Genomic DNA, 20,881 nt, shown 5'->3' with positions numbered 1-20,881 from the left:
GCAGCTTCAATTGCGGACCGCTCCAACGATCGGTACGTACCGATGAAGGTGTTCGAGGGTGTCCGGGTAGTCGAAGTAGCCTCGTACCTGTTTGTTCCGGCGGCCGGAGCCATTCTGGCGGACTGGGGCGCGGATGTGGTCAAGATCGAGCATCCCGAGCGACCGGATCCCCAGCGCAACTTCGTGATCGCGGATATGAGCGTCGGCGATGCCCCGTTCGATGCGCTCATGCAACAGACGAACCGTGGTAAGCGAAGCCTCGGTCTCGACGTCAGTACAGCCGGTGGCTACCAGTTGCTTTCCCGGCTCGTCGCCACCGCCGATGTGTTCTTGACCAACTTGCTACCGGGCAGCCGGAGCCGACTCCGATTGGATGTCGATGATGTCCGGGTGATGAACCCGGACGTCGTCTACGTCAGGGGGAGCGGGTACGGCCCCTTGGGTGAGGATCGCAACATGCCCGGCTTCGATGGGACGACATTTTGGGCCCGCGGCGGGGCGGCGGACAACCTGACCCCGCCCGGGGCTGCAGAGCCGACGCCTATGCCGCCGGCACTCGGTGACCTACCCGGGTCCACATCCATCGCAGGCGCCATCGCGGCGGGCCTGTTCCACCGGACACGCACGGGCGAGCCGCCCGTAGTTGACGTTTCGCTGCTGGGCGTCGCGGTTTGGGGCAACTCTCCGGCCATTATCGCGTCCGCTCTGCGTGGTGAACCGATCCGCAAGACTGCGCGCGAGGAGAACCTCAATCCGGCGTCGTTGGCGTATCGCACCCGTGATGGCCGGTTCATCAAACTGTCGCTGTTTCAGTCGGACCGCTATTTCGGGCGGCTCTGCGAATGCCTCGGCGTGGCAGACCTCGCGGCCGATGTGCGGTTCGCCGACTCGGCGTCGCGGGCGGCCAACGGTAAAGAATGCATCGCGGCACTGGATGAGGCTTTTGCCCGGTTCGATCTTGTTGAAGTCACCGAGCGGCTGGCCAACCTGGGCGGCCCGTGGTCCGTAGTGCAAACCACATATGAGGTGAGCCAGGATCCGCAGGTTTTGGCGAATCGCTACCTGGCGGAGCTCGATGTGAACGGTCAGAGGATCACCGTCGCCGCATCGCCTTGGCAGTTCGGCGAAACACGCTATCCGCTGCGGCCCGCACCCAGGCATGGCGCGGATACCGACGACATTCTGCTCGAACTCGGACTCGACCATGACGAGATAATCGAACACAAGGTGTCGGGAACCGTCCTGTGACGTCCAGGCAACGGGTTGAGATCTCTGGACAGGCGTAACGCCGAGATTCAGAGGGTATCCTGGATTCGTGACTGGCGGGGGGCGCGCGAGCGCACGTAAGAAGGGCAAGCCGGCGGCGAGACGACGCACCGCCGGTGGCCGGCTAGTTGACGGGATCACGGCGCAGCTGCGAGAGATGATCCTCGACCACACGATTCCGCCAGGAACGGTTCTGCTTCAGAACGAATGGTCGGAGCGGCTGCAGGTCAGCCGCACGCCGTTGCGTGAAGCTTTCCGGATTCTCGAGCGCGAAGGTTTGGTCCGCGTGTCGAACGGCAACCGCACAATCGAGGTCGTGCACTTCGCCAGCCGTGAACATGAGTTGCGAGGGCTATATGAGGTGCGCGAGGTGCTCGACGGCTTGGCCGCCCGGCTCCTTGCGCATGCGGGCCTGAAGGACGAAACCGCACTGGAACTTGATGCGCTTCTGGAAGAGATGGACGAAGCGGCGCAGCCGTTCGACTCGTCTCGCTGGTTCTCCGCGCACATGGCCTTCCACGTGCGCATCGCCGAGTCTTGCGGCAACAGTCGGTTGCGACAGCAACTGGATCTGATCAGGATGACGAGCCTTTCGCTGCACGCCTACCTCGGCGAACTGTCCTCTGCCGGCGACCGTCTGGCCGATGTGCTGGCCACGGCCGCTAAGCAGCACCGTGCCATCGTTGCCGCGATTCGCAGCGGTAACGGTGATCTCGCCGAGATGGCTGCGTGCCAGCACATCCGTACTGTGTTGGACTCGGATCTGATCGAGGGAGCTGCCGGCCTACTCGAGCCGGCAGCAGAGTAAAACCTGTCTCGCGACGCGGTTTTCGATCACTTGTTGACCATCCCCGCGTCGACCGGCAGCGCGATGCCGGTGACATAGCGAGCTTCATCAGAGACCAGCCAGGCGATCGCATTGCTGACATCACGTGCCTCAATCAGCGAGACGGGCAGCGGGTTGCCCAATCCAGCGGAAAGCGCAGGGTCGGCGGCGGCAGCCGATTCGTGGAAGCCGGCAAGCATCGGGGTGTCGACCCCTGTGGGGTGCACGGTATTCACACGGATGCTTTGGGGCGCAAGGAAATTAGCGTACATCCGCATCAACCCGACCACACCATGCTTGGCCGCTGCGTACCCGAAGTTACCTCCGTTGGTACCTGCGACCATTCCCTTCAAGCCGTTCACCGAGCTGGTGATGACAATGGATCCACCCTGCTTTTGGCGCTCGAGCGTCGGTAACGCCGCCTGAATCGTATTCCACACGCCGACGAGCATTACGTCGATCGCATCGCGGAACGCTTCGTCATCGCGGCCCTCACCGAGTCCTTGGAACATGATCCCCGCGTTGGCGAGCACGATGTCCAGACGCCCGAGTGTGGCCACCCCGTCGGCGACCGCCTTCTTGAGCGCCGTCGCGTCGCGGACGTCCACAACGAAGGACTCCATGCGTTGCCCGAGCTTCTCCACCAGGGCAACTGTCTCGGCGAGATCCGCGGTCGTTGGCATCGGGTAAGACACGGTTTCGATCTGTTCACAGATGTCGACGCCGACGATATCGGCGCCCTCTTCAGCCAATCGTATTGCGTGCTCTCGGCCTTGCCCGCGTGCCGCCCCCGTGATCAGCGCAACCTTGCCGTCAAGTTGTCCCATCGGAATTCCTCGCTTTCATCTGGTGGTCGGTGGGCGCCTCCGAGGCCTGAACAGGTTCCCACTGTGGAAGGGTTACACCGGGTTTGATGTCCTCGAAGCACACGCGCATCGGCATGCCCACGGACAACGCAGCCGCGCCGGCCAACCGGCCGATGAAGCGGATGGTCGGGTGGTCGTCTAGCTGGACAAGCACGATGGTGTACGGCGTCGGGAATGCCTCATGGATGGCGTGACGTACAACGGTCCACGAGTAGACCGAGCCGGTCGGCCGCACATCGTGCCAGCCGGCCTCCCACGACCCACAATGATGGCAGTACGACTTGGGTAGATGGAGTTTGGCGCCGCAGACTTCGCACCCGCGCACAACGAGCCGATGTTCTGCCGCAGCCTGCCAGAATCCACCGGTTTCTTCATCATCGACAACGGGAAGGGGCCGTTCGGGAGTGCCCGGCATCAGGCCGCCCGCAGGATCATCGCACTGGTCATCGCCGGTGCACCCGACGTGACCAGACAGGTCTGCGCCTCAGGCACCTGCGATGTCGAGTGACCGCGCAGCTGCCTGACGCCTTCCAGGATGTGGTTCATGCCGTGGATGTAACCCTCCGAGAGATTGCCGCCTGCCGTGTTGATCGGGATGCTGCCCGTGAGGTCGATGGCTCCGCTGGACGCGAAAGCACCGCCTTCGCCGGACGAGCAGAATCCATAGTCTTCGAGCTGCAAGAGCACCGTGATCGTGAAGCAGTCGTAGAGCTGGGCGACGTCCAACTCGTCAGGTCCGAGACCGGCCCGTCGATAAAGTTCACGGGCCACGGACCTCGACGGGTTGGTCAACATTTCGGGCCTCATCAAAGCTGGAAACACTTTGCCACCCTGCACTTCTGGAACAGTGCCCTGGGTGACCGCCCGCACTAGCACGGTGGGATGTGGCGAGTCGGCTGCGCGCTCGGCGGTGGTGACTACCACTGCGCAGGCACCATCGGACTCGAGGCAGTAGTCAAATAGCCGAAGCGGGTCGGCGATGATCCGCGACTGGAAATAGTCGGTGATCGACATGGTCAGGTTGTTCATCATGGCGGCCGGATTGGCGTTGGCGCGTTTGCGGACTGTAACCGCAATCCTCGCGAGATCATCTGAGGTGGAGCCAAATTCGAGCATGTGACGACGTGCGTAGAGCGCATATAGCTGTCCCGGTGCCATGAGGCCGTAGGGTAGGAAGAACTCGTCGAGGGTACCCCGACCACCTACTCGCTGTGCGCCCTTGGCCTGCTGAATCGCCGTTCCCTTACCGAATCTCACACCTGAGCGGCCGTTGAGGGCACGGTAAACGAGCACGTTGTTGGCCTGTCCCGACATGATCGCGGCGACCGCTTGGCCGACCATGCCACAAGGCGATGCGCCGCCCGTACCCGTGGCACCCCAATACGTCAGGTTTGTCAGGCCCAGCCACTGGCAGATATCGCTGTGGTGAACTGTGTCGTAGTCCGATCGGATGACGCCGTCGATATCTGTGCGCGTGAGCCCCGCGTCGGTGATGGCGGCAAGACCGGCCTCGGCGGCCAAAGCCGCGACGCTACGACCAGACCGCTTGGAGAATTCTGTTGCCCCGATACCGGTGATTGCGCACGTGTCCCGGTGGTGGTAACCGTCATCCTTCACGCAGCGACTCCTCGGTTCTCCGACGCCCGAAGAGCCGCAGTCCTAGCCTTGTTCTGACTCGTCGGCACGCACAATGTTGGCTTTCCCCTCGTATTCCCTGGATTCGCGCCACTTCACAAGAAGTTCCTGGTATTCGAACGTCCCGCCACCGTAGGCATCGGCCCAGACCGGTCGGCCGTGCTCGAAGTTTCCCGTCGTTGCGTCGAAGTCGCCCTCGTTGTTGAAATATCCTGGGGTACAGGCTTGGACCGCTTCGGCGTTGAACACCTGGCCGACCTTTTCGTCCATCACGTCACACCACTCCCGGACAGCGGCCTCGGTGATGTCGAATTTCAGAACACCGTCGTCGTGCAGTTGCTTGATGGTCTTCGCGATATGTCGGGCTTGGTAGGTGAACGCGTACGTGTTGTTCACTGTCACCGCGGTCTGCCGAAGTCCGCCGACGACGTACATGTTCGGAAAGCCGTGGGTTTGGATGCCGTGCACGGACCGCACTCGCTGCTTCCAGGCCTCTGCGAGGGTCATGCCGTCACAGCCGATGACGTCGAAGCCACCGGAGCGGTCCGGGGTCACCACGGATTCAAATCCGGTGGCATAGACAATGATATCGACCTCGCACTCTCTACCGTCGACCACGATGCCGGTTTCGGTGATGGCATCGGGCCCCCGCCCGTCGGTATCGAGCAGATGTACGTTCGGCATGTTGAAAGCTTGCAGGTACTCATCGTTGAAACCAGGACGCTTGCAGTGTGTCGCGTACCAGGGCTTCAGTGACTCGGCGAGCACCGGATCCTTGACCACTTCGTCGACGCGCGCGCGGACACGTTCCATCTGTGCAATGTCGTTTTCTTCGACCTTGCGAAGGTAGGTGTCCATGTCGGGAGGCGTACCGTCATCGAGCACCTCGAGCGGCGGGATGGCCCAAACCCTCGTCCACTCGTCTTCGACGATCTTTTCCTCGACTGGCACGCCGAGCATCTGGGCCTCGAAATTCGCCCAACGCTTCTCCTGCCAGCCCGGTTCCTGGCTGACAAACCATTCTTCATCTGTCGGTGCATTGTCGCGAGGCAACACAATCGTTGGCGTGCGTTGTATCAGATAGGTCTCTTTGGCGCTTTCGGCCACATGCGGGAACGCCTGCAGGGCAGTCGGTCCGGTGCCGATGATTGCAACTCGTTTGTCCGTGAGCTTGTGCAGATTGCCTCGCGAGTCACCACCGGTCACGCCGAAGTCCCATCGGCTGGAATGAAACCACGGGCCCTTGAAATCCTTCAGGCCGGGAATGCCGGGAAGTTTGGGGCGATGCAGGATCCCGCCTGTCGCAAGCACGATAAAGCGCGCGCGGATCTCGTCACCCCGATCAGTGCTCACGTGCCATAGCAGCGCGTCCTCATTCCAGACGACACCCTGGACGCGGGCCTGGAAGACCGCGTTCTCGTAGAGGTTGTAGTGCTTGGCGATCGACTTGGCGTAGTCGAATATCTCGTCGCCGGGGGAGTACCGCATCGACGGCACGTAGCCTGTCTCCTCAAGCAGCGGCATGTACAGGTACGAATCGGTGTCACATGCGATGCCCGGATATCGGTTCCAGTACCAGGTGCCGCCGAAGTCGGCCGCCTTGTCGATGACGGTGACGTCGTCGATACCTTCTTTGGCCAGGTGCACTGCCGTCAGCAGGCCAGCGAAGCCGGCGCCGACGATCGCGACCTGGGTTGTCTTCTTGATCGGCTCGCGCGGTTGGATTTTGGTGAATGGATCGGCCTCGGCATCGGACCCGATATCGATCGTGATGTACTGACCGGCGCCGTGGGCCCGGATTCGCTTGTCGCGTTCCTCGGCGTATTTTCGAGCCAATTGCTGGGCGTCGGCCATGTTGTGTATGCCTCCTGCGGATTGACTTGCGGGCGATAAGGACGAGCGGTTATTTGATAGCGATGGGGTTCACCGGGGAGCCGACAGCGCCCGTGACTCGCAGCGGCGGAGCCACGAGCTGGAATTCGTACACTCCGTCGGCGGCGCAGTCGGCGGCCAGGTCATCGAGGAACCAGAACTCGCCGAGCATCATGCCCATGTCGCGCAACGTCAGAAGGTGCAGCGGGTTGAACATGCCCTCGACGCCCGACTCCATACTCTCCACCTGGACGTTGTCGGCCGCGACGGCGGCGACGTTGTGCTCGTGAAGCCAGGATGCGACAGCCCAGGACAGGCCCGAGGACGGTTCCAACGGATTACCGGTCTGCCGGAATTTTGCGATCCATCCGGTTCGAATCGCGACGACGTCTCCCCGCTGCACCCGTACACCCTGGGCGGCGGCGGCCGCGTCGAGTTCGGCTCCCGTGATGTCGTTGCCGGGTTCGAGGAAGTCGACACCACGATGCTTGCACATGTCGATCAGCACGCCGCGGGTTGTGACACCCTTGATGTCGACCTTGTCGATTGAGCAGTAAAAGGCACCAGCGCTGGTGACTGAGGACGCCGGGAAGCCGTTGTAGAGCAGGCCGTCGTAGTAAGCATGGGATAGTGCGTCCCATTGTGTCGACGCCTGAAGTGGCATGATGATCATGTCATCGTTGAATCGAAAGGCACTGGCGCCGAAGTACTTGCTGATCTGCTGCGCAGTGTTGTTGTCCGGCCAGTCGCTGCCGTACCGCGCCCACTGGGTTTCGTCACCGCCGTCGACGGTCATCAGGTGGATCGGCTTGTTGCGGAATTCGAGGGCACCTTGTGGGCTCGACGTGCCGAACTCGATACCGAGCGGGAACACCCTGCCCTTTTTGACCAGGCTGGCTGCCTGCCGGACCTTTTCGTCGTCGATGAAGTTGAGCGTTCCCAGCTCGTCGGTCTGGCCCCAACGGCCCCAATTTCGCACCTCATCGGCAACCCGGTGGAACTCGGTCAGACTGTCCACTGCACTCGAATCTCTCGTTCGTAATGGCCCGCATCAAAGGCGTTTCGATGACCCCAGGCAGTATTGCATCCAGGATGCTAGACGACAAGACCGTGCTGGATTCCCTGCTTTACACTGGTTGGGCGAGTGCGAACCCTGAAAACCCGCGTGCTTGGGCCATGCGGTCACTCCACCGGGTCGCCGGGCCCGGACAGGACGTGCCGGCCACGGGGTGCGATGCCTCGAAGGAGGAGCCAATGAGTGCCGACGCATCAACCCGAATCGAATTGCTTCGCAGGACGCCTCGGTTGGTCGATGAGGTCATCAACCGGCTTCGGGAGAGCATCGTCGACGGCACGTTGCCTGCGGGGACACCGCTTCCTCAGGTTGCTCTGGCTGCGCAGCTCGGCGTCAGCCGCACACCGCTGCGAGAGGCGTTGCGTGTCCTGGACAGTGAAGGGTTGGTCCGCAGTTCCGACAACAACCGCACCGTCGAGGTGGTTCAGATTGGGCCAGAGGATTTGCGTGAGATGTATGAACTGCGCGAGGTGATCGACGGCCTCGCCGCCCGCCTCGCCGCGCGCAAGGGCCTGGATGCGCAGGACGAAGCCCGCGCCAAACAGCTGCTGTCAGAGATGGCCAGCTCGTCTGACCCATACGACCCGGTGCGTCGCAACCGTGCCCACGCCGAGTTCCACGAGCTTTTCGCACTGGCCTCAGGCAATGCCAGAGTCCAATCGTTTGCCTCAATGATCCGCACGAGCTCGGCCATGTTGTATCTGCCGCTGGTGCGCGAAACGGCTGCGGCAAACCTGACGGCCGCCAATCCAGACAACACGTACAAAGAGTTTCTTGATGAAGCCCAGGCGCAGCACAAAAGCATTCTTGAAGCGGTCGTGGAGCGCAGGGCTGGTGCCGCTGAAGAGGAGGCACGGCGACATATCCGCCGAACCTTACGGCTGGCACCGTATTTCGGGTGAGCTTGCCATCGCGGGCAGCCAATGATTGACGACGTGTGCTCTTGGCGGTAACGTCCCCGACATCCTGTATCCAGGATGCTTCGCGGTTTGTGATCGGCTGAACGGGCGTAACGGGAGCCCCGGGAAGAACTGGGAACGAGGACACCGACCAATGAAGGTTCACATCGACGAAGAACGCTGTGCGGGCCACGGCCGTTGTTATGCCATCGAGCCGGAAATATTCGCACCAATCGACGACGAGGGGCATGCCGGCTTCTTTTTGGACGCGCAGCCGATGAATGCAGCTGACCTGAAGGCGAAGCTGGCCGATGTCAGCGCGAATTGCCCGGAACAGGCAATCACGATCGACGAGAGTGAGGGTGCGCAGTGATGACCAAGGCAACCGAACAAACCGTGTGCCCGGTGGGCTATTCGAATTTCGACCATATGACGACGACGCCCGATGGCGAATGCCCATACCCTGTTTACCAACAACTTCGAGCCGACAGCCCGATCGGTAGAAGCGAGCATTACGGCGGCTTCTGGGTCGTCACCGGCTATCCGGAATGCTACGAGATAATCCACCGGCCAGACGTGTTCTCCTCGCGCCGCATCACCTTCCCGGCGTTTCCACAGGATGCGCCAATGATTCCGATTGAGCTCGATCCCCCCGATCACTCGCTGTATCGGTCGCTGCTGGCGCCCGTCTTCTCACCGCGCCGCACCCGGGAGCTGTGGGAGGATCCGATTCGCGCAGTCGTCAATCGACTCATCGACGGCTTCATCGACAGCGGGCGGTGTGACGCATACAAGACGCTGGCCGAGCCCATTCCGTGCTACATGGGCACAACGCTGCTCGGCGTGCCGAACGATGATGCCCCGCGGCTGCTGGAATGGGTTTCAGCGGTCGTCGACAACTCGCCGGCCGACCCAGAGGCACCCAAAGTGGCGATGCAGAAACAGTACGAGTACTTCGCGGAGAAGCTCGAACAAAGGCGCGCGGATTCCTCCGGAGACGACGTGTTGTCCCGATTGCTTCGGGCCGAGGTCGACGGTAAGAAGCTGACCCAGGACGAGTTGCTGGGTTTCTGCCTGCTGTTGTTGCTCGCGAGCATCGACACCACGCAAAAGGCGATGGGGTCGATGATCTGGCACCTGGCCAAGGATGCGGACCTTCGCCACAGGCTAGCTGCCGATCCGTCCAAGATTGCGGGCGCGGTCGAGGAGATGCTGCGATTCTGGTCGCCATCACAACCCAGCCGGCTAGTCCTGCAGGACATCGAGTTCGCGGGCCAACAACTGAAAGCCGGTGACGTGGTGCTGATGATGATCGGCTCTGCGGACCGCGATGAACGGGAGTTTCCCGCAGGGGAGCAGTTCGTGGCCGACCGTAGCCCCAATCGGCATCTCACGTTCGGTGGGCACGTGCACAAGTGCATGGGAGCGCACATCGCCCGGCTGGAAATGCGAGTGCTCCTCGAGGAGTTGCTGCGCCGCATCCCGGATTTCGAGATCGAGGACGATTCGAAGGTGCGGTGGTGTCCCGGTCAGGTCCAGGGCTACGTGTCCGTGCCGATCAAGTTCGACGTCGGATGACCGCAGTGGCGAAACTGGACTCAAAGGTCGCATTGGTCACCGGTGCAGGCAGAGGACTTGGAGCAGCAGTCTGCGAGTGGATGGTCAACGAAGGTGCAACGGTCGTCGCTGCTGACATCGATGCTGCGAACGGCCGCGAATTAGTCGATCGGCTCGGAGAGCGGGCCGTATTCGTCGAACTGGACGTGACCAGCGAGCGATCGTGGGAAACCGCGGTTGCCGACGTGACAACCCAATTCGGCCAGATCGACGTACTGGTGAACAACGCAGGCGTCCTCTGGATCGCACCGCTGATCGGCAGTTCGCTAGATGACTATCACCGGGTAGTCGCGGTCAACCAGACCGGGCCCTATCTCGGTATGCGCGCTGTGCTGCCCGGAATGGTGCAGGCGCAGAGCGGTTCGATCGTGAATGTCTCATCGATGAACGGAATTCGGGGTATGCCTGGCGAAGCGGTATACAGCGCAACCAAACATGCCGTCCTCGGTATGACACGTTCAGTTGCCCTTGAAGTGGCTGAATCAGGCGTGCGGGTGAACGCGGTCTGCCCCGGACCGATCGACACTCCGATGATCGCCGAAGCTGACATGGGCACCGTCGGACAGTCCAACGCGGAAGCACTGAAACCCCTGGTTCCTTTCAAGAGACTTGCTGCTCCGGCAGAAGTCGCCGAGGTTGTGTGCTTCCTCGCTTCGGACGCCGCTTCATATTGCAGCGGAGCGGAGTTCGTTGTCGACGGTGCTTGGACGTCGGGTTTGTCATTCTCCTGAGGGCGAGGGTGTCGACGATGGGCTGCATGCGCATACGCCCGGCGCCAGAGACGCTCGGACGCTGGACGGGCCAATACGCCTGCCGCTCAACGTGGTTCGACGAGGCTTGGGCCTGGATCCGCCCGGAAGGGATCGTGCAAAGCTGCGAAAGCAGTTGATGGAAAGCATTTCTGGGACAACGACTTAAAGGATTGACGGCGTGATCTGGCTGCGGTACCTTGAGCGGACAGAATGTATCCAGGATGCTAAATGCGGGTTGTCGACCATAGAGGAAGGGCCCTGCTGGCATGGCAGCACCGACTGAGGTCCAAACCGGCCCACCTACAGGGGCCTTACGGGTCGCTGCCAAGCCTGCACGTGCACTCGGCGACTTCTTCGCGGTATCTCTCGACATCCTGGTGGAGATGGTCAAACCCCCGTTCGCGTGGCGGGAATTCATCGACCAGACGTGGTTTGTCGCGCGGGTGGCAATCCTCCCGGCCATCTTGTTGTCGATACCGTTCAACGCATTCGCCGTCTTCCTGCTCAACGCACTACTTGTGGAGCTCGGCGCGGCCGATATCGGGGGCGCCACCGCCGGCGTTGCCTGCGTCACCCAGATCGCCCCGATGGTAACTGTATTGGTGGTTGCGGGCGCAGGCGCCACAGCCATGTGCGCAGACCTCGGCGCCCGGACCATCCGCGAAGAGATCGATGCAATGCGGGTCATGGGACTTGATCCGGTCCGCGGATTACTGGTTCCGAGGGTGGCCGCTCTGACAGTCAACGCCCTTTTGCTCAATGCCATAACGACGACAACCGGCCTGGCGGCCGACTACGCATTCACCGTCTACTTGCAACACGTCACCCCCGGTGCATTCGCCTCGAGCCTGACACTTCTCGTCGGCCTGCGCGAATGCTTGATCGCCATCCTCAAGGCCGTACTCTTCGGCATCGCAGCGGGATTGATCGCCTGCTACAAAGGCATCACGGTGGAGGGCGGTCCGCAGGGCGTCGGTAATGCCGTCAACGAAACGGTCGTCTTCTCCTTCATGACGCTGTTCATGATCAATGTACTGCTGACCGCGATGAATGCGCAGATGGCGCCATGAGCGCACCCGCCCGCGAACCCTGGCCCCGAATTACCCGTGCGCTCAACAGGTTCGTCGACGAATGGAACCGAGCCGGTACCCAGGCCGCGTTCTATGCAAAGTCGCTCGGGCTCATCCCCAACGCGCTGGTCCGCTACAAGGTGGAGACGCTGCGCGTGATCGCCCAAACCAGCCTGGGGGTCGGCACTCTGGCCGCAATCGGTGGCACCGTTGTCATCGTCACGTTCTTGTTGATGTCCCTCGGCGCGCTGAACGGACTCGAAGCCCACCGGTCTTTGAGTCACGTCGGGGCGGACGCCGTAGGCGGATTCTTCTCCGCCTATGTCACCACACGGGTATCGGCGCCGTTGATCACCAATATCGCCCTGGCGGCGACCATCGGGGCCGGCGCTACCGCCCAGCTTGGTGCGATGCGGATCAACGAAGAGGTTGACGCTCTCGAAGTGATGAGCATCAACTCCATGGCTTACCTGGTTTCAACCCGCGTCATGGCCGGTGTGATCGTGACCATTCCACTGTTTTGTCTGTCGGCCGAGGCAGCTTATCTCACCACGCGGATCGTCTACGTTTACGCTTTCGGTCAGTCGGCGGGCGTCTACGATCACTACTTCACTACCTATCTCAAGCCTCTAGACCTGATCTGGGCGCTGACTCAAGCCGTCGGAACGGCTCTTGTGGTCATGCTGTTACACACCTATTACGGGTTCACCGCCAAGGGTGGACCCGCTGGCGTTGGCGAAGCGGTTGGCCGCGCAGTACGTGCATCTTTGATCGTGTCGGTGGCCACGACACTGATGATCGGAATGGCCGTCTACGGCAAGACCGGCGATTTCAACCTAGCGGGATAGCAATGATGAGACCCAAATGGCGCGAGGCTGGTTTGCATCCGGCGGTATGGACTGTCATTGAACTGACGGTCATTATCGGCTTGGTCGTATTGACGGTAGGCATGTTCAACCGGGACTTCAGACCCTACTCGCGGGTTACTGTGATGTCCGACCGTGCTGGTTTGGTGATGGAGGCCGACGCCAAAGTCAAGCTGCGCGGCGTGCAGATCGGTCGTGTTGCGTCGATTCAGTCGGACAACCCGGTGCGACTCGAGCTGGAACTCTATCCGGAGCAGCTGAAGTACATTCCGGCCAATGTCGAAGCACAGATCGCCGCGCCGACTGCATTCGGCGCCAAGTATGTCGAGCTGATAACACCGCAGGAGCCGAGTTCGAATCGGCTTGCGGCAGGCGCGGTGGTGCGATCACGCAATGTCAGTATCGAAGTCAACACGGTGTTTCAGAACCTTGTCGATTTGCTCAAACAGATTGACACCGCGAAACTTAATGCGGTGCTGTCCGCTCTAGCCGAGGGGTTTCGCGGCAAAGGCGATGAGCTCGGGGGCGCGGTCACCGACCTCAACCAGGTGTTGGCCACCATCAATCCCCGCAGTGAAACTGTGCGAGAAAACTTCCGAGCGCTCAAGGAGGTCGCCGACACGTACGGGGCCGCGGCAGAGGACATTCTGAGGGTGCTCGACGGGGCGAGTACCACAAGCTCGACCATCGTCGACAATGCACAAGAATTGGATATGTTCCTGGTCAACCTGATTGGACTTTCGAACACCGGTATCGACCTGATCGCACCGAACCAGGAGAACCTGGTGCGGGCCATAAACGTCCTGGAGCCGACCACCCGGCTGTTGAAGAAGTACGATCCGGAAATCACATGCACGCTGCTTGGCGCAACCAAGGCCATGGAGATGGGATGGGGTGAGATAGCCGGCGGGCGCAACGGTAAGTCGATCATCTTGGACGTCGCACTGTTACCCGGCGACGATCCGTATCGCTATCCTCACCACCTGCCGATCAACGGCGCCAAAGGTGGGCCTGGTGGTCAGCCGAGTTGCGGTTCCTTGCCTGATGTTTCGCAGAACTGGCCGCAGCGGTATCTGGTCACCAACACCGGGTGGGGCACCGGGATCGACGTACGTCCGAACCCCGGCATCGGGTTCCCCGGCTGGGAGAATTACTTCCCGGTGACGAGGGCAGTTCCCGAGCCTCCCAGCATTCGCAATCTGGACGGGCCCGCTCCGGGGCCGATTCCCTATCCCGGTGCGCCGCCTTATGGTGCCCAACTGTATGAGCCTGACGGTACGCCCCGCTACCCGGGACTGCCCCCGGCCCCACCGCCCGGTAGGCCCCGCGATCCGGGGCCGCCGCCCCCAGGCGCGGAGCCGTTCCAACCCGCACATCCAGGGGCAGTGCAACCCACCCCGGCACCGGTGCTCCCGTCACCTGAACCCGGCTAAGGACGAGGCAAACGATCCATGCAAAAACGACTGCATACAAAGGTTTTACGCCTTGCCATCTATGCGACGGTGTGCACAGTGTTGACCTTCGGGCTCATCGCTGTCTTCGCGCAGTTACGGTTCCAACCCCAGCAGACCTATTCGGCCGTGTTCGCGAATGTCTCCGGCTTGCGGCCAGGCGATTTCGTGCGAGTGGCCGGTGTGGAGGTCGGCAAGGTCAAGAAGATCACCGTCCAGCGGGACTCCACCGTGCTCGTCGAATTTGGGGCGAACGACGTGGTAACGCTCACCGAAGGTACCCGAGCCTCAGTGCGCTTCAAAGACCTGATTGGCGGCCGGTTCCTGGCGCTTGAACAAGGGCCCGGTGAGGTCAGACGACTAGACCCGGGCTCGACTATCCCGCTGAGCCGAACAGAGCCGGCACTGGATCTCGAGGCGCTGGTCGGGGGCTTCCGGCCACTTTTCCGGGCCTTGGATCCGGATCAAGTGAACCGACTGACCGGTCAGCTGATTTCCGCCTTCCAAGGCCAGGGTGTGACGATGAGCTCGATCCTCGCCGAGACCGCGTCGCTGACCAACACGCTGGCTGATCGCGACCAATTAATCGGTGAGGTAATCGGGAACCTGAACACCGTGCTGAGTTCGCTTGGCGATCATTCGGATCAGTTCGCGACGGCCGTGGACTCGGTGTCCGAGCTTGTTGCTGGCTTGAAAGACCGTAAGGAAGACATCAGCAGCGGTATCGCATACGCCAACGCCGCTGCTGGATCAATCACCGATCTCTTGAAGCAAGCCAACCCCCCGGTCAAAACGGTTGTGCACGAGGCTGATCGAGTGGCGGGTGCCGTGGTTGCCGATCACGAATACGTCGACAACCTGCTCAAAACGCTGCCGGAGGCCTACCAATTGCTGGACAGGTTGGCCCTTTACGGCGACTTCTTCAGCTTCTACATGTGCGAGGTCGTGCTGAAGCTAAATGGAAAGGGCGGCCAACCTGTTTACGTCAAGCTCGTCGACCAGAAGTCTGGGAGGTGCACGCCGAAATGACAAGGTTCACCGAACGCAATCCCTACACCGTCGGCGCCATCGGCATCACTTTGACCGCAGCCGCCGCCCTGATCACCTTGAACTACGACAAGCTGCCGTTCTTCCATACCGGCAAGACCTATGAGGCGTACTTCACCGAAGCGGGTGGTCTGAAACCCGGGAGCACCGTCGCCGTCTCGGGCTATGACGTCGGAAAGGTCTCCAGCATCGAACTCGAGGGACCCGGCGTGCTTGTTAAATTCCACATCGACGATGTGCATTTGGGAGAACGAACCGAAGCCTCGATCAGACTGGAGGGCCTACTCGGTACCAGGCACCTCGCCCTCACGTCACGTGGCGACGGTGAGCTCACCGAGCCGATTCCCCTCGAACGGACCACCGCGCCCTATGAGTTGCCCGACGCCCTAGGAGACCTCACAGAAACCATCAGTGGGTTGGACACCGATCAGCTGTCCGATTCACTGGCCGTCCTCACGGAGACCTTTTCTGATACCGCACCCGCCTTGAAAGAAGCAGTGAAAGGCGTTGGGCGCGTGTCCGAGACGCTAGGCGAGCGCGACGAGCACCTCCGCAACCTGCTGAGCAACGCCAACAAGGCGACGGCGGTGCTGGCCGAACGCAGTGACCAAGTGGTGAAGTTGGTGGACGACACCAACGCATTGCTCGTCGAGCTACAAACACAAAGTGCCGCCCTCGATAACATCTCCAACAACCTGTCAGCATTAGGCCAAGAGCTGAAGGGCTTCATCGCCGAGAACAACGCGACGATGAAGCCGATGTTAGACAAACTCAACGGCGCATTGACCATCGTCGACAACCGCAAAGGCGATGTGCAACTGGCTATTAAAAAGCTCAACCCATATGCGCTCGGATTAGGTGAAGCGCTGGCCTCAGGCCCGTTCTTCAAGGCTTACGTCGTCAACTTGCTACCCGGGCAGTTCGTGCAGCCGTTCGTCGACGCCGCGTTCTCCGATCTTGGACTGGACCCGAACGTCCTCGCGCCCACTGAGCGCACTGACCCGCAAATCGGCCAACCCGCGACACCGCCACTGCCCGTGCCCTATCCGCGAACCGGCCAGGGCGGTGCACCGCATTTGACACTTCCCGACGCCATCACCGGCAAGCCCGGCGACCCCCGGTACCCCTATCGGGAACCACTACCCCCGCCTCCTCCAGGCGGCCCCCCGCCGGGACCGCCCGCCAACGCTGCGGCACCGATATCAGGAGCTGACGAGCCGGTCGGTGAACGTCAACCAGCTGAAGAAGGTGGACAGTGAAGCTCAGTAAGCCAGCCGTCGCGGTGGCCGTGACCTTGACGTTGATCCTGATCGGCGGAATCGTAGTCGTAACCGGGACGGCGACAAGTGTCACCCGTACCAAAGTCGTTGGATACTTTGACAACAGCAACGGCATTTACGTCGGCGACCACGTGGTCATTCGCGGGGTGCCCGTCGGTGAGATCGAAAAGATCGAGCCGGAACCCGACCGGGTCAAGATCTCATTCTGGTACGACAGCAAATATCAGGTACCGGCCGGCGCAAAAGCAGTCATCTTGTCGCCGACCTTGATCACCGCTCGGGCGATCCAACTGACCCCCGCCTACAGCACCGGTCCGGCAATGCAGAACGACGCGATCATTCCCCAGGACCGCACAGCCGTCCCGGTCGAGTGGGACGACCTGCGGGTACAACTCGAAAAGCTCACCGAGACACTGCAACCAACGGAGCCCGGTGGTGTGAGCACCCTCGGCGGTTTCGTCAGCACCGCCGCCGACAACCTGCGCGGCGAGGGTATGAACATCCGCGATAGCCTGACGAAGTTGTCGCGCGCGCTCTCCACGCTCGGTGATCACAGCGACGACCTGTTCTCCTCGATCAAGAATTTGTCGACCCTGGTGTCAGCGCTGGAGAGCAGTGACGAACTGCTCACGACGCTGAACCAGAACCTAGCTGCAGCGACGCGACTGGTGGCCAACGATCCCAACGAAGTGGGAAATGCGATCCGGGACTTGAGTGACGTTGCCGGTGATGCCACCCGATTTGTGGCGGAGAACCGGGAGGCACTGGGTGTCACCTCGGACAAGCTGGCATCGGTTTCCAACGCGGTCATCGAGAGTCTCGACGACATCAAGCAAGCACTTCATGTCTTCCCAACGACCGCACAGAACTTCGTCAACATTTACCAGCCGGCGCAGGGCACCCTGACTGGCATCTTGGCGGCCAACAACTTCGCCAATCCGGTCCAGTTCTTGTGCGGTGCAATCCAGGCGGCGTCACAGTTGGGCGCTGAAGAATCCGCGAAGCTCTGTGTTCAGTACCTCGCGCCCATCGTCAAGAACCGTCAGTTCAACTTTCCCCCGCTCGGAATGAACCCGTTCGTCGGTGCAACGGCACGGCCGAACGAGCTGACGTACAGCGAAGATTGGATGCGTCCCGACTACATCCCACCACCCCCCCCGCCCGCCGCCGTGGCGGCACTTCCAGCCGAGGAAGCCGCGCAGCATCTTCCCGGTGGATCGACCGCGACGACGCCGGAAGACGGGCTGCTGGGAATGATGGTGCCGCAGGGGGCCGCGCGATGAACAGATCCACCAGAATCGGCCGGATGGCCGCCAAGTCGCTTTTGGTGATGGCGGTCGCCGCACTACCGGCCTGCTCGGACTTCCAGGGACTCAACTCGGTGAAGTTGCCGGGCACCAAGGGTGGCGGCTCAGGTTCATTCACCATTCAGGCGCAGCTCGCCGATGTGCAGAACCTGGAACGAAATTCCCGCGTTCGCATCGACGATGTGACAGTCGGAAACGTGGCGAAAACCGAAGTGCAGGGTTGGCACGCTTTGGTGACGATGACACTCGACGGTGACGTCGATCTGCCGGCCAACGCGACGGCCACCCTCGGCCAAACCAGCCTGCTGGGATCGGTACACATCGAGTTGGCGCCACCGACCGACGTTCCGCCGGAAGGCAGACTAACGGACGGGGCGCTGATTCCGCTGTCGTCAGCGGGAGTGACCCCTTCCACAGAAGAGACCCTCGCCGCGGTCGCGATGGTTCTCAACGGAGGTGGTGTCGGGCATGTGCAAGACATCATCACCACACTGAGCACAGCGTTCACCGGCCGCGAGGATGACCTGAGAAGCCTCATCGAGCAATCCGATGTGTTTGTCGGCCATCTCGATGACCAAAAGGACGACATCATCGCGGCGGTCGACAGCCTCAATAGCCTTGTCGGACAATTCGCCGAGCAGAAGCCGGTGATAGACAAAGCCCTGGAGACCGTGCCGCAGGCGTTGACAGTCCTCAAGGACGAGCGCGAAATCCTCGCCGATGCGATGGCCAAGGGCGGCCAGCTCAGCGCGTTGGTAACTGACACCGTCGAACAGACCAAAGAGAATCTGATCAAGGAACTGCAAGACGTGGGCCCCGTATTGAAATCACTTGCGGATGCCGGACCGTCGCTGACCCGCTCCCTAGATCTGCTGTCGACGCTGCCGTTTCCCAAACCGACGCTGGAAAACTGGATCCGGGGCGACTACGCGAATCTCACCGCCGTGGTCGACCTGACGCTGAGTCGTATCGACGCGTCATTGTTCACCGGTACCCGTTGGGAGGGTGATCTGACCGAACTCGAGTTGCAGTGGGGACGCACCATCGGCCAGATGCCCAGTCCGTACACGGCGGCCAATCCGCTGGTTGCTCCATACCGTTTCGATCAGGGGCCGTGACATGCGTTTGAAACGATCAGTCAAGATCCAATTGATGGTTTTCATGGTGATCGCAGTATTTGCGATCTCGGTGATGTTCTTCGGGTATATGCGGATTCCCGCAGCGTTTTTCGGAGTGGGTCATTACACCGTGACCGTGCAGTTGCCCGATGCAGGTGGGCTGTACAAGGAAGGAAACGTCACATACCGCGGTGTCAAGGTCGGACGGATAGTCGACGTCCGTCTGACCGATGCCGGGGCCGCAGCTGTACTCAGTTTGAAAGCGGGTATTGACATTCCCGCTGACCTGGATGCTGAGGTGCATAGTGTTTCGGCGGTAGGTGAACAGTATGTGGCGTTGTTGCCCCGTAATGCGACTGCACCACCGTTGAAAGATGGCGATGTGATTTCGGCCGACCGAACCACCATCCCACCGAATATCAACTCGCTGTTGGCTTCTGCCAACCGTGGGCTTGAGGCGATACCCCGCGATGACCTCAAGACCGTCGTCGATGAATCGTATGCGGCGGTCGGTGGTCTCGGCCCGGACCTGTCCCGGTTACTCAAGAACACCATCACGCTGTCCAGAGGCGCACGGGAAAACCTGGACTCGATCGTCGCGTTGATCGATGAGTCAAAGCCGGTGTTGGACACCCAGATCAACTCGTCGGACTCCATTCAGGCATGGGCATCCAACCTGGCGACTGTGACAACGCAACTGAAGGACAATGACGCCGATGTCGAAGGCCTGCTGAAGAAGGGCAGTCGGTCCACCGATGAGGTGCGGCTACTGCTCGACCGGGTTAAGCCGACCCTGCCGGTCATACTGGCCAACTTGGTCAGCGTCGGCGAAGTGGCGGTTGCGTACCGAGACAACATCGAGACGCTGCTCGTGGCGGTGCCGCAGGCAGTGGGGAATGTGCAAGGGATATTGCTGGCCAACGCGGGTACCAAGCAGGACTACGCGGGCGCCTATCTGAGCTTCAACCTGAATCTAAACGCACCGCCGCCCTGCACAACCGGGTTCCTTCCCGCTCAGCAGCAGCGGGCCGCTAGTTATCAAGACGCACCAGATATTCCGGAAGGCAGCTTCTACTGCCGGATCCCGCAAGATTCCCAGATCACCGCGGTCCGTGGCGCCCGCAACTTGCCGTGTGCGACGCGGCCGGGTAAGCGCGCACCGACGGTACAAATGTGCGAGAGCGACGAAGAGTACGTGCCTCTCAACGACGGGGTGAACTGGAAGGGTGACCCGAACGCGACGTTGTCAGGACAGGACATTCCACAGTTCCCGCCCGGTGAGGCGGCACCTGCGCCAGCCGCTGAACCGCCGCCGATCGCCGTCGTACCGTACGACCCTGCCACCGGTACATATGTCGGGCCCGACGGGCAGGTCTACACCCAACGTGACCTAAGCGAACGCGCCGGGGAGGAGAAGTCATGGCAGCAGATGTTGATACCCCCGAGCGGAAGCTAAGCGCCGAGGGTGTGATGAAAAGGCGCTGTGCAGCTGCGGCGGTACTCCTCGCGGTTGGCGCTGCCGGCTGTGCATCGGTTGCGGTGCACCAGGAACCCGGACAACTGGCGCCCGGTACGGCGCGGCTCAGCGTCGGGGGCAAGGATGCTGGCAAGGCCGAGGCCGTGGACTGTGTGCCCAACGAGCACTTGACGATGATCAGTGTCGGAGTGGAACGCCCGGTAGCTGTCGCCATGATTTCGAGTACCGATGAGCTGGCAGTCAAGTGGGTTCGATTGCATGACGTCGCCGGTTTCAGCGGTAGCTACAACGCCGGGCTTGGAGGGGAGGCGAAGGTTACTCTCGACGGCGCGACATATCAGATCTCAGGTGTTGCTGACGGTTTCGACGCCAACCGCAATCCCAGCAGACCGACAACCGAATCATTTGTGATAAACGTGTCGTGTTGAAACTGGTGCCGCGGCTGGGAGGTTCAGCA

The 20,881-nt window shown here is 61.3% G+C and carries 20 protein-coding genes; 15 read left to right on the top strand and 5 right to left on the bottom strand.

Going from position 1 to position 20,881, the window contains the following annotated elements:
• Window positions 1-42 precede the first annotated feature (42 nt).
• Together ABQE93_RS02640 and ABQE93_RS02635 are read left to right on the top strand one after the other, a co-directional pair.
• Complete coding sequence (locus ABQE93_RS02640) at window positions 43-1,248, top strand: CaiB/BaiF CoA transferase family protein (protein ID WP_448405714.1); 1,206 nt, start codon at window positions 43-45, stop codon at window positions 1,246-1,248.
• A 67-nt stretch (window positions 1,249-1,315) separates the two neighbouring features.
• Window positions 1,316-2,074, top strand: coding sequence for a GntR family transcriptional regulator (locus ABQE93_RS02635; protein ID WP_448405713.1), 759 nt, complete (start codon window positions 1,316-1,318; stop codon window positions 2,072-2,074).
• A 26-nt stretch (window positions 2,075-2,100) separates the two neighbouring features.
• Here the strand turns inward: ABQE93_RS02635 and ABQE93_RS02630 are convergent, their stop codons facing one another.
• From ABQE93_RS02630 to ABQE93_RS02610, 5 genes are read right to left on the bottom strand one after another with little or no spacing between them, the layout of a single operon-like run.
• Window positions 2,101-2,919 carry a mycofactocin-coupled SDR family oxidoreductase gene (locus tag ABQE93_RS02630; protein WP_448405712.1) on the bottom strand — a complete coding sequence of 273 codons (819 nt, stop codon included), beginning with the start codon at window positions 2,917-2,919 and terminating at the stop codon, window positions 2,101-2,103.
• Window positions 2,906-3,373, bottom strand: a complete 468-nt coding sequence (locus tag ABQE93_RS02625) for a Zn-ribbon domain-containing OB-fold protein (RefSeq protein ID WP_448405711.1) — start codon at window positions 3,371-3,373, stop codon at window positions 2,906-2,908. The genes ABQE93_RS02630 and ABQE93_RS02625 overlap by 14 nt, the downstream gene beginning before the upstream one ends.
• Window positions 3,373-4,575 (bottom strand): thiolase C-terminal domain-containing protein, encoded by a 1,203-nt coding sequence (locus ABQE93_RS02620; protein WP_448405710.1) that lies wholly within the window; start codon window positions 4,573-4,575, stop codon window positions 3,373-3,375. Before ABQE93_RS02620 ends, ABQE93_RS02625 begins: the two co-directional genes overlap by 1 nt.
• Before the next feature lie 42 nt (window positions 4,576-4,617).
• Entirely contained in the window at window positions 4,618-6,447 is a 1,830-nt protein-coding gene (locus ABQE93_RS02615; RefSeq protein WP_448405709.1) for a flavin-containing monooxygenase, read from the bottom strand.
• A 49-nt stretch (window positions 6,448-6,496) separates the two neighbouring features.
• The gene (locus tag ABQE93_RS02610; protein ID WP_448405708.1) at window positions 6,497-7,483 is read right to left on the bottom strand and encodes a cyclase family protein; all 987 of its coding nucleotides are present in this window, start codon (window positions 7,481-7,483) and stop codon (window positions 6,497-6,499) included.
• Window positions 7,484-7,719: 236 nt separating this feature from the next.
• On the opposite strand from ABQE93_RS02610, the gene ABQE93_RS02605 reads away from it, so the two are divergent.
• The 13 genes from ABQE93_RS02605 (at window position 7,720) to ABQE93_RS02545 (ending at window position 20,852) form a co-directional block, all read left to right on the top strand.
• Window positions 7,720-8,442 carry a GntR family transcriptional regulator gene (locus ABQE93_RS02605; RefSeq protein ID WP_448405707.1) on the top strand — a complete coding sequence of 241 codons (723 nt, stop codon included), beginning with the start codon at window positions 7,720-7,722 and terminating at the stop codon, window positions 8,440-8,442.
• Between the two features lie 151 nt (window positions 8,443-8,593).
• Window positions 8,594-8,812, top strand: coding sequence for a ferredoxin (locus ABQE93_RS02600; protein ID WP_448405706.1), 219 nt, complete (start codon window positions 8,594-8,596; stop codon window positions 8,810-8,812).
• Complete coding sequence (locus tag ABQE93_RS02595) at window positions 8,812-10,017, top strand: cytochrome P450 (RefSeq protein WP_448405705.1); 1,206 nt, start codon at window positions 8,812-8,814, stop codon at window positions 10,015-10,017. Before ABQE93_RS02600 ends, ABQE93_RS02595 begins: the two co-directional genes overlap by 1 nt.
• A gap of 5 nt (window positions 10,018-10,022) precedes the next feature.
• Window positions 10,023-10,787 carry an SDR family NAD(P)-dependent oxidoreductase gene (locus tag ABQE93_RS02590; protein WP_448405704.1) on the top strand — a complete coding sequence of 255 codons (765 nt, stop codon included), beginning with the start codon at window positions 10,023-10,025 and terminating at the stop codon, window positions 10,785-10,787.
• A gap of 287 nt (window positions 10,788-11,074) precedes the next feature.
• Window positions 11,075-11,878, top strand: coding sequence for an MlaE family ABC transporter permease (locus tag ABQE93_RS02585; protein ID WP_448405703.1), 804 nt, complete (start codon window positions 11,075-11,077; stop codon window positions 11,876-11,878).
• Window positions 11,875-12,726, top strand: a complete 852-nt coding sequence (locus ABQE93_RS02580; RefSeq protein WP_448405702.1) for an ABC transporter permease — start codon at window positions 11,875-11,877, stop codon at window positions 12,724-12,726. The genes ABQE93_RS02585 and ABQE93_RS02580 overlap by 4 nt, the downstream gene beginning before the upstream one ends.
• Before the next feature lie 5 nt (window positions 12,727-12,731).
• Window positions 12,732-14,177 (top strand): MCE family protein, encoded by a 1,446-nt coding sequence (locus ABQE93_RS02575; protein ID WP_448405701.1) that lies wholly within the window; start codon window positions 12,732-12,734, stop codon window positions 14,175-14,177.
• Window positions 14,178-14,195: 18 nt separating this feature from the next.
• Window positions 14,196-15,224: an MCE family protein gene (locus ABQE93_RS02570; RefSeq protein ID WP_448405700.1), complete on the top strand. Its 1,029-nt coding sequence runs from the start codon at window positions 14,196-14,198 to the stop codon at window positions 15,222-15,224.
• Window positions 15,221-16,501 carry an MCE family protein gene (locus ABQE93_RS02565; protein ID WP_448405698.1) on the top strand — a complete coding sequence of 427 codons (1,281 nt, stop codon included), beginning with the start codon at window positions 15,221-15,223 and terminating at the stop codon, window positions 16,499-16,501. Before ABQE93_RS02570 ends, ABQE93_RS02565 begins: the two co-directional genes overlap by 4 nt.
• Window positions 16,498-17,805 carry an MCE family protein gene (locus ABQE93_RS02560; protein ID WP_448405696.1) on the top strand — a complete coding sequence of 436 codons (1,308 nt, stop codon included), beginning with the start codon at window positions 16,498-16,500 and terminating at the stop codon, window positions 17,803-17,805. Before ABQE93_RS02565 ends, ABQE93_RS02560 begins: the two co-directional genes overlap by 4 nt.
• Window positions 17,806-17,828: 23 nt before the next feature.
• Entirely contained in the window at window positions 17,829-18,947 is a 1,119-nt protein-coding gene (locus ABQE93_RS02555; RefSeq protein ID WP_448405695.1) for an MCE family protein, read from the top strand.
• 1 nt (window position 18,948) lies between these two features.
• Window positions 18,949-20,403: an MCE family protein gene (locus ABQE93_RS02550; RefSeq protein WP_448405694.1), complete on the top strand. Its 1,455-nt coding sequence runs from the start codon at window positions 18,949-18,951 to the stop codon at window positions 20,401-20,403.
• Complete coding sequence (locus ABQE93_RS02545; RefSeq protein WP_448405693.1) at window positions 20,367-20,852, top strand: lipoprotein LpqH; 486 nt, start codon at window positions 20,367-20,369, stop codon at window positions 20,850-20,852. Before ABQE93_RS02550 ends, ABQE93_RS02545 begins: the two co-directional genes overlap by 37 nt.
• The last annotated feature ends 29 nt before the right edge of the window (window positions 20,853-20,881 follow it).

Source organism: Mycolicibacterium sp. XJ662, from assembly GCF_053484035.1.
This window is presented reverse-complemented; position numbering and strand designations above follow the sequence as displayed.

Coding starts and splice junctions, on each gene's coding strand:
- ABQE93_RS02640 (WP_448405714.1), top strand. CDS start 43: ATGAAGGTGTTCGAGGGTGTCCGGGTAGTCGAAGTAGCCTCGTACCTG.
- ABQE93_RS02630 (WP_448405712.1), bottom strand. CDS start 2,919: ATGGGACAACTTGACGGCAAGGTTGCGCTGATCACGGGGGCGGCACGC.
- ABQE93_RS02625 (WP_448405711.1), bottom strand. CDS start 3,373: ATGCCGGGCACTCCCGAACGGCCCCTTCCCGTTGTCGATGATGAAGAA.
- ABQE93_RS02615 (WP_448405709.1), bottom strand. CDS start 6,447: ATGGCCGACGCCCAGCAATTGGCTCGAAAATACGCCGAGGAACGCGAC.
- ABQE93_RS02605 (WP_448405707.1), top strand. CDS start 7,720: ATGAGTGCCGACGCATCAACCCGAATCGAATTGCTTCGCAGGACGCCT.
- ABQE93_RS02600 (WP_448405706.1), top strand. CDS start 8,594: ATGAAGGTTCACATCGACGAAGAACGCTGTGCGGGCCACGGCCGTTGT.
- ABQE93_RS02595 (WP_448405705.1), top strand. CDS start 8,812: ATGACCAAGGCAACCGAACAAACCGTGTGCCCGGTGGGCTATTCGAAT.
- ABQE93_RS02585 (WP_448405703.1), top strand. CDS start 11,075: ATGGCAGCACCGACTGAGGTCCAAACCGGCCCACCTACAGGGGCCTTA.
- ABQE93_RS02580 (WP_448405702.1), top strand. CDS start 11,875: ATGAGCGCACCCGCCCGCGAACCCTGGCCCCGAATTACCCGTGCGCTC.
- ABQE93_RS02575 (WP_448405701.1), top strand. CDS start 12,732: ATGAGACCCAAATGGCGCGAGGCTGGTTTGCATCCGGCGGTATGGACT.
- ABQE93_RS02570 (WP_448405700.1), top strand. CDS start 14,196: ATGCAAAAACGACTGCATACAAAGGTTTTACGCCTTGCCATCTATGCG.
- ABQE93_RS02565 (WP_448405698.1), top strand. CDS start 15,221: ATGACAAGGTTCACCGAACGCAATCCCTACACCGTCGGCGCCATCGGC.
- ABQE93_RS02555 (WP_448405695.1), top strand. CDS start 17,829: ATGGCCGCCAAGTCGCTTTTGGTGATGGCGGTCGCCGCACTACCGGCC.
- ABQE93_RS02550 (WP_448405694.1), top strand. CDS start 18,949: ATGCGTTTGAAACGATCAGTCAAGATCCAATTGATGGTTTTCATGGTG.
- ABQE93_RS02545 (WP_448405693.1), top strand. CDS start 20,367: ATGGCAGCAGATGTTGATACCCCCGAGCGGAAGCTAAGCGCCGAGGGT.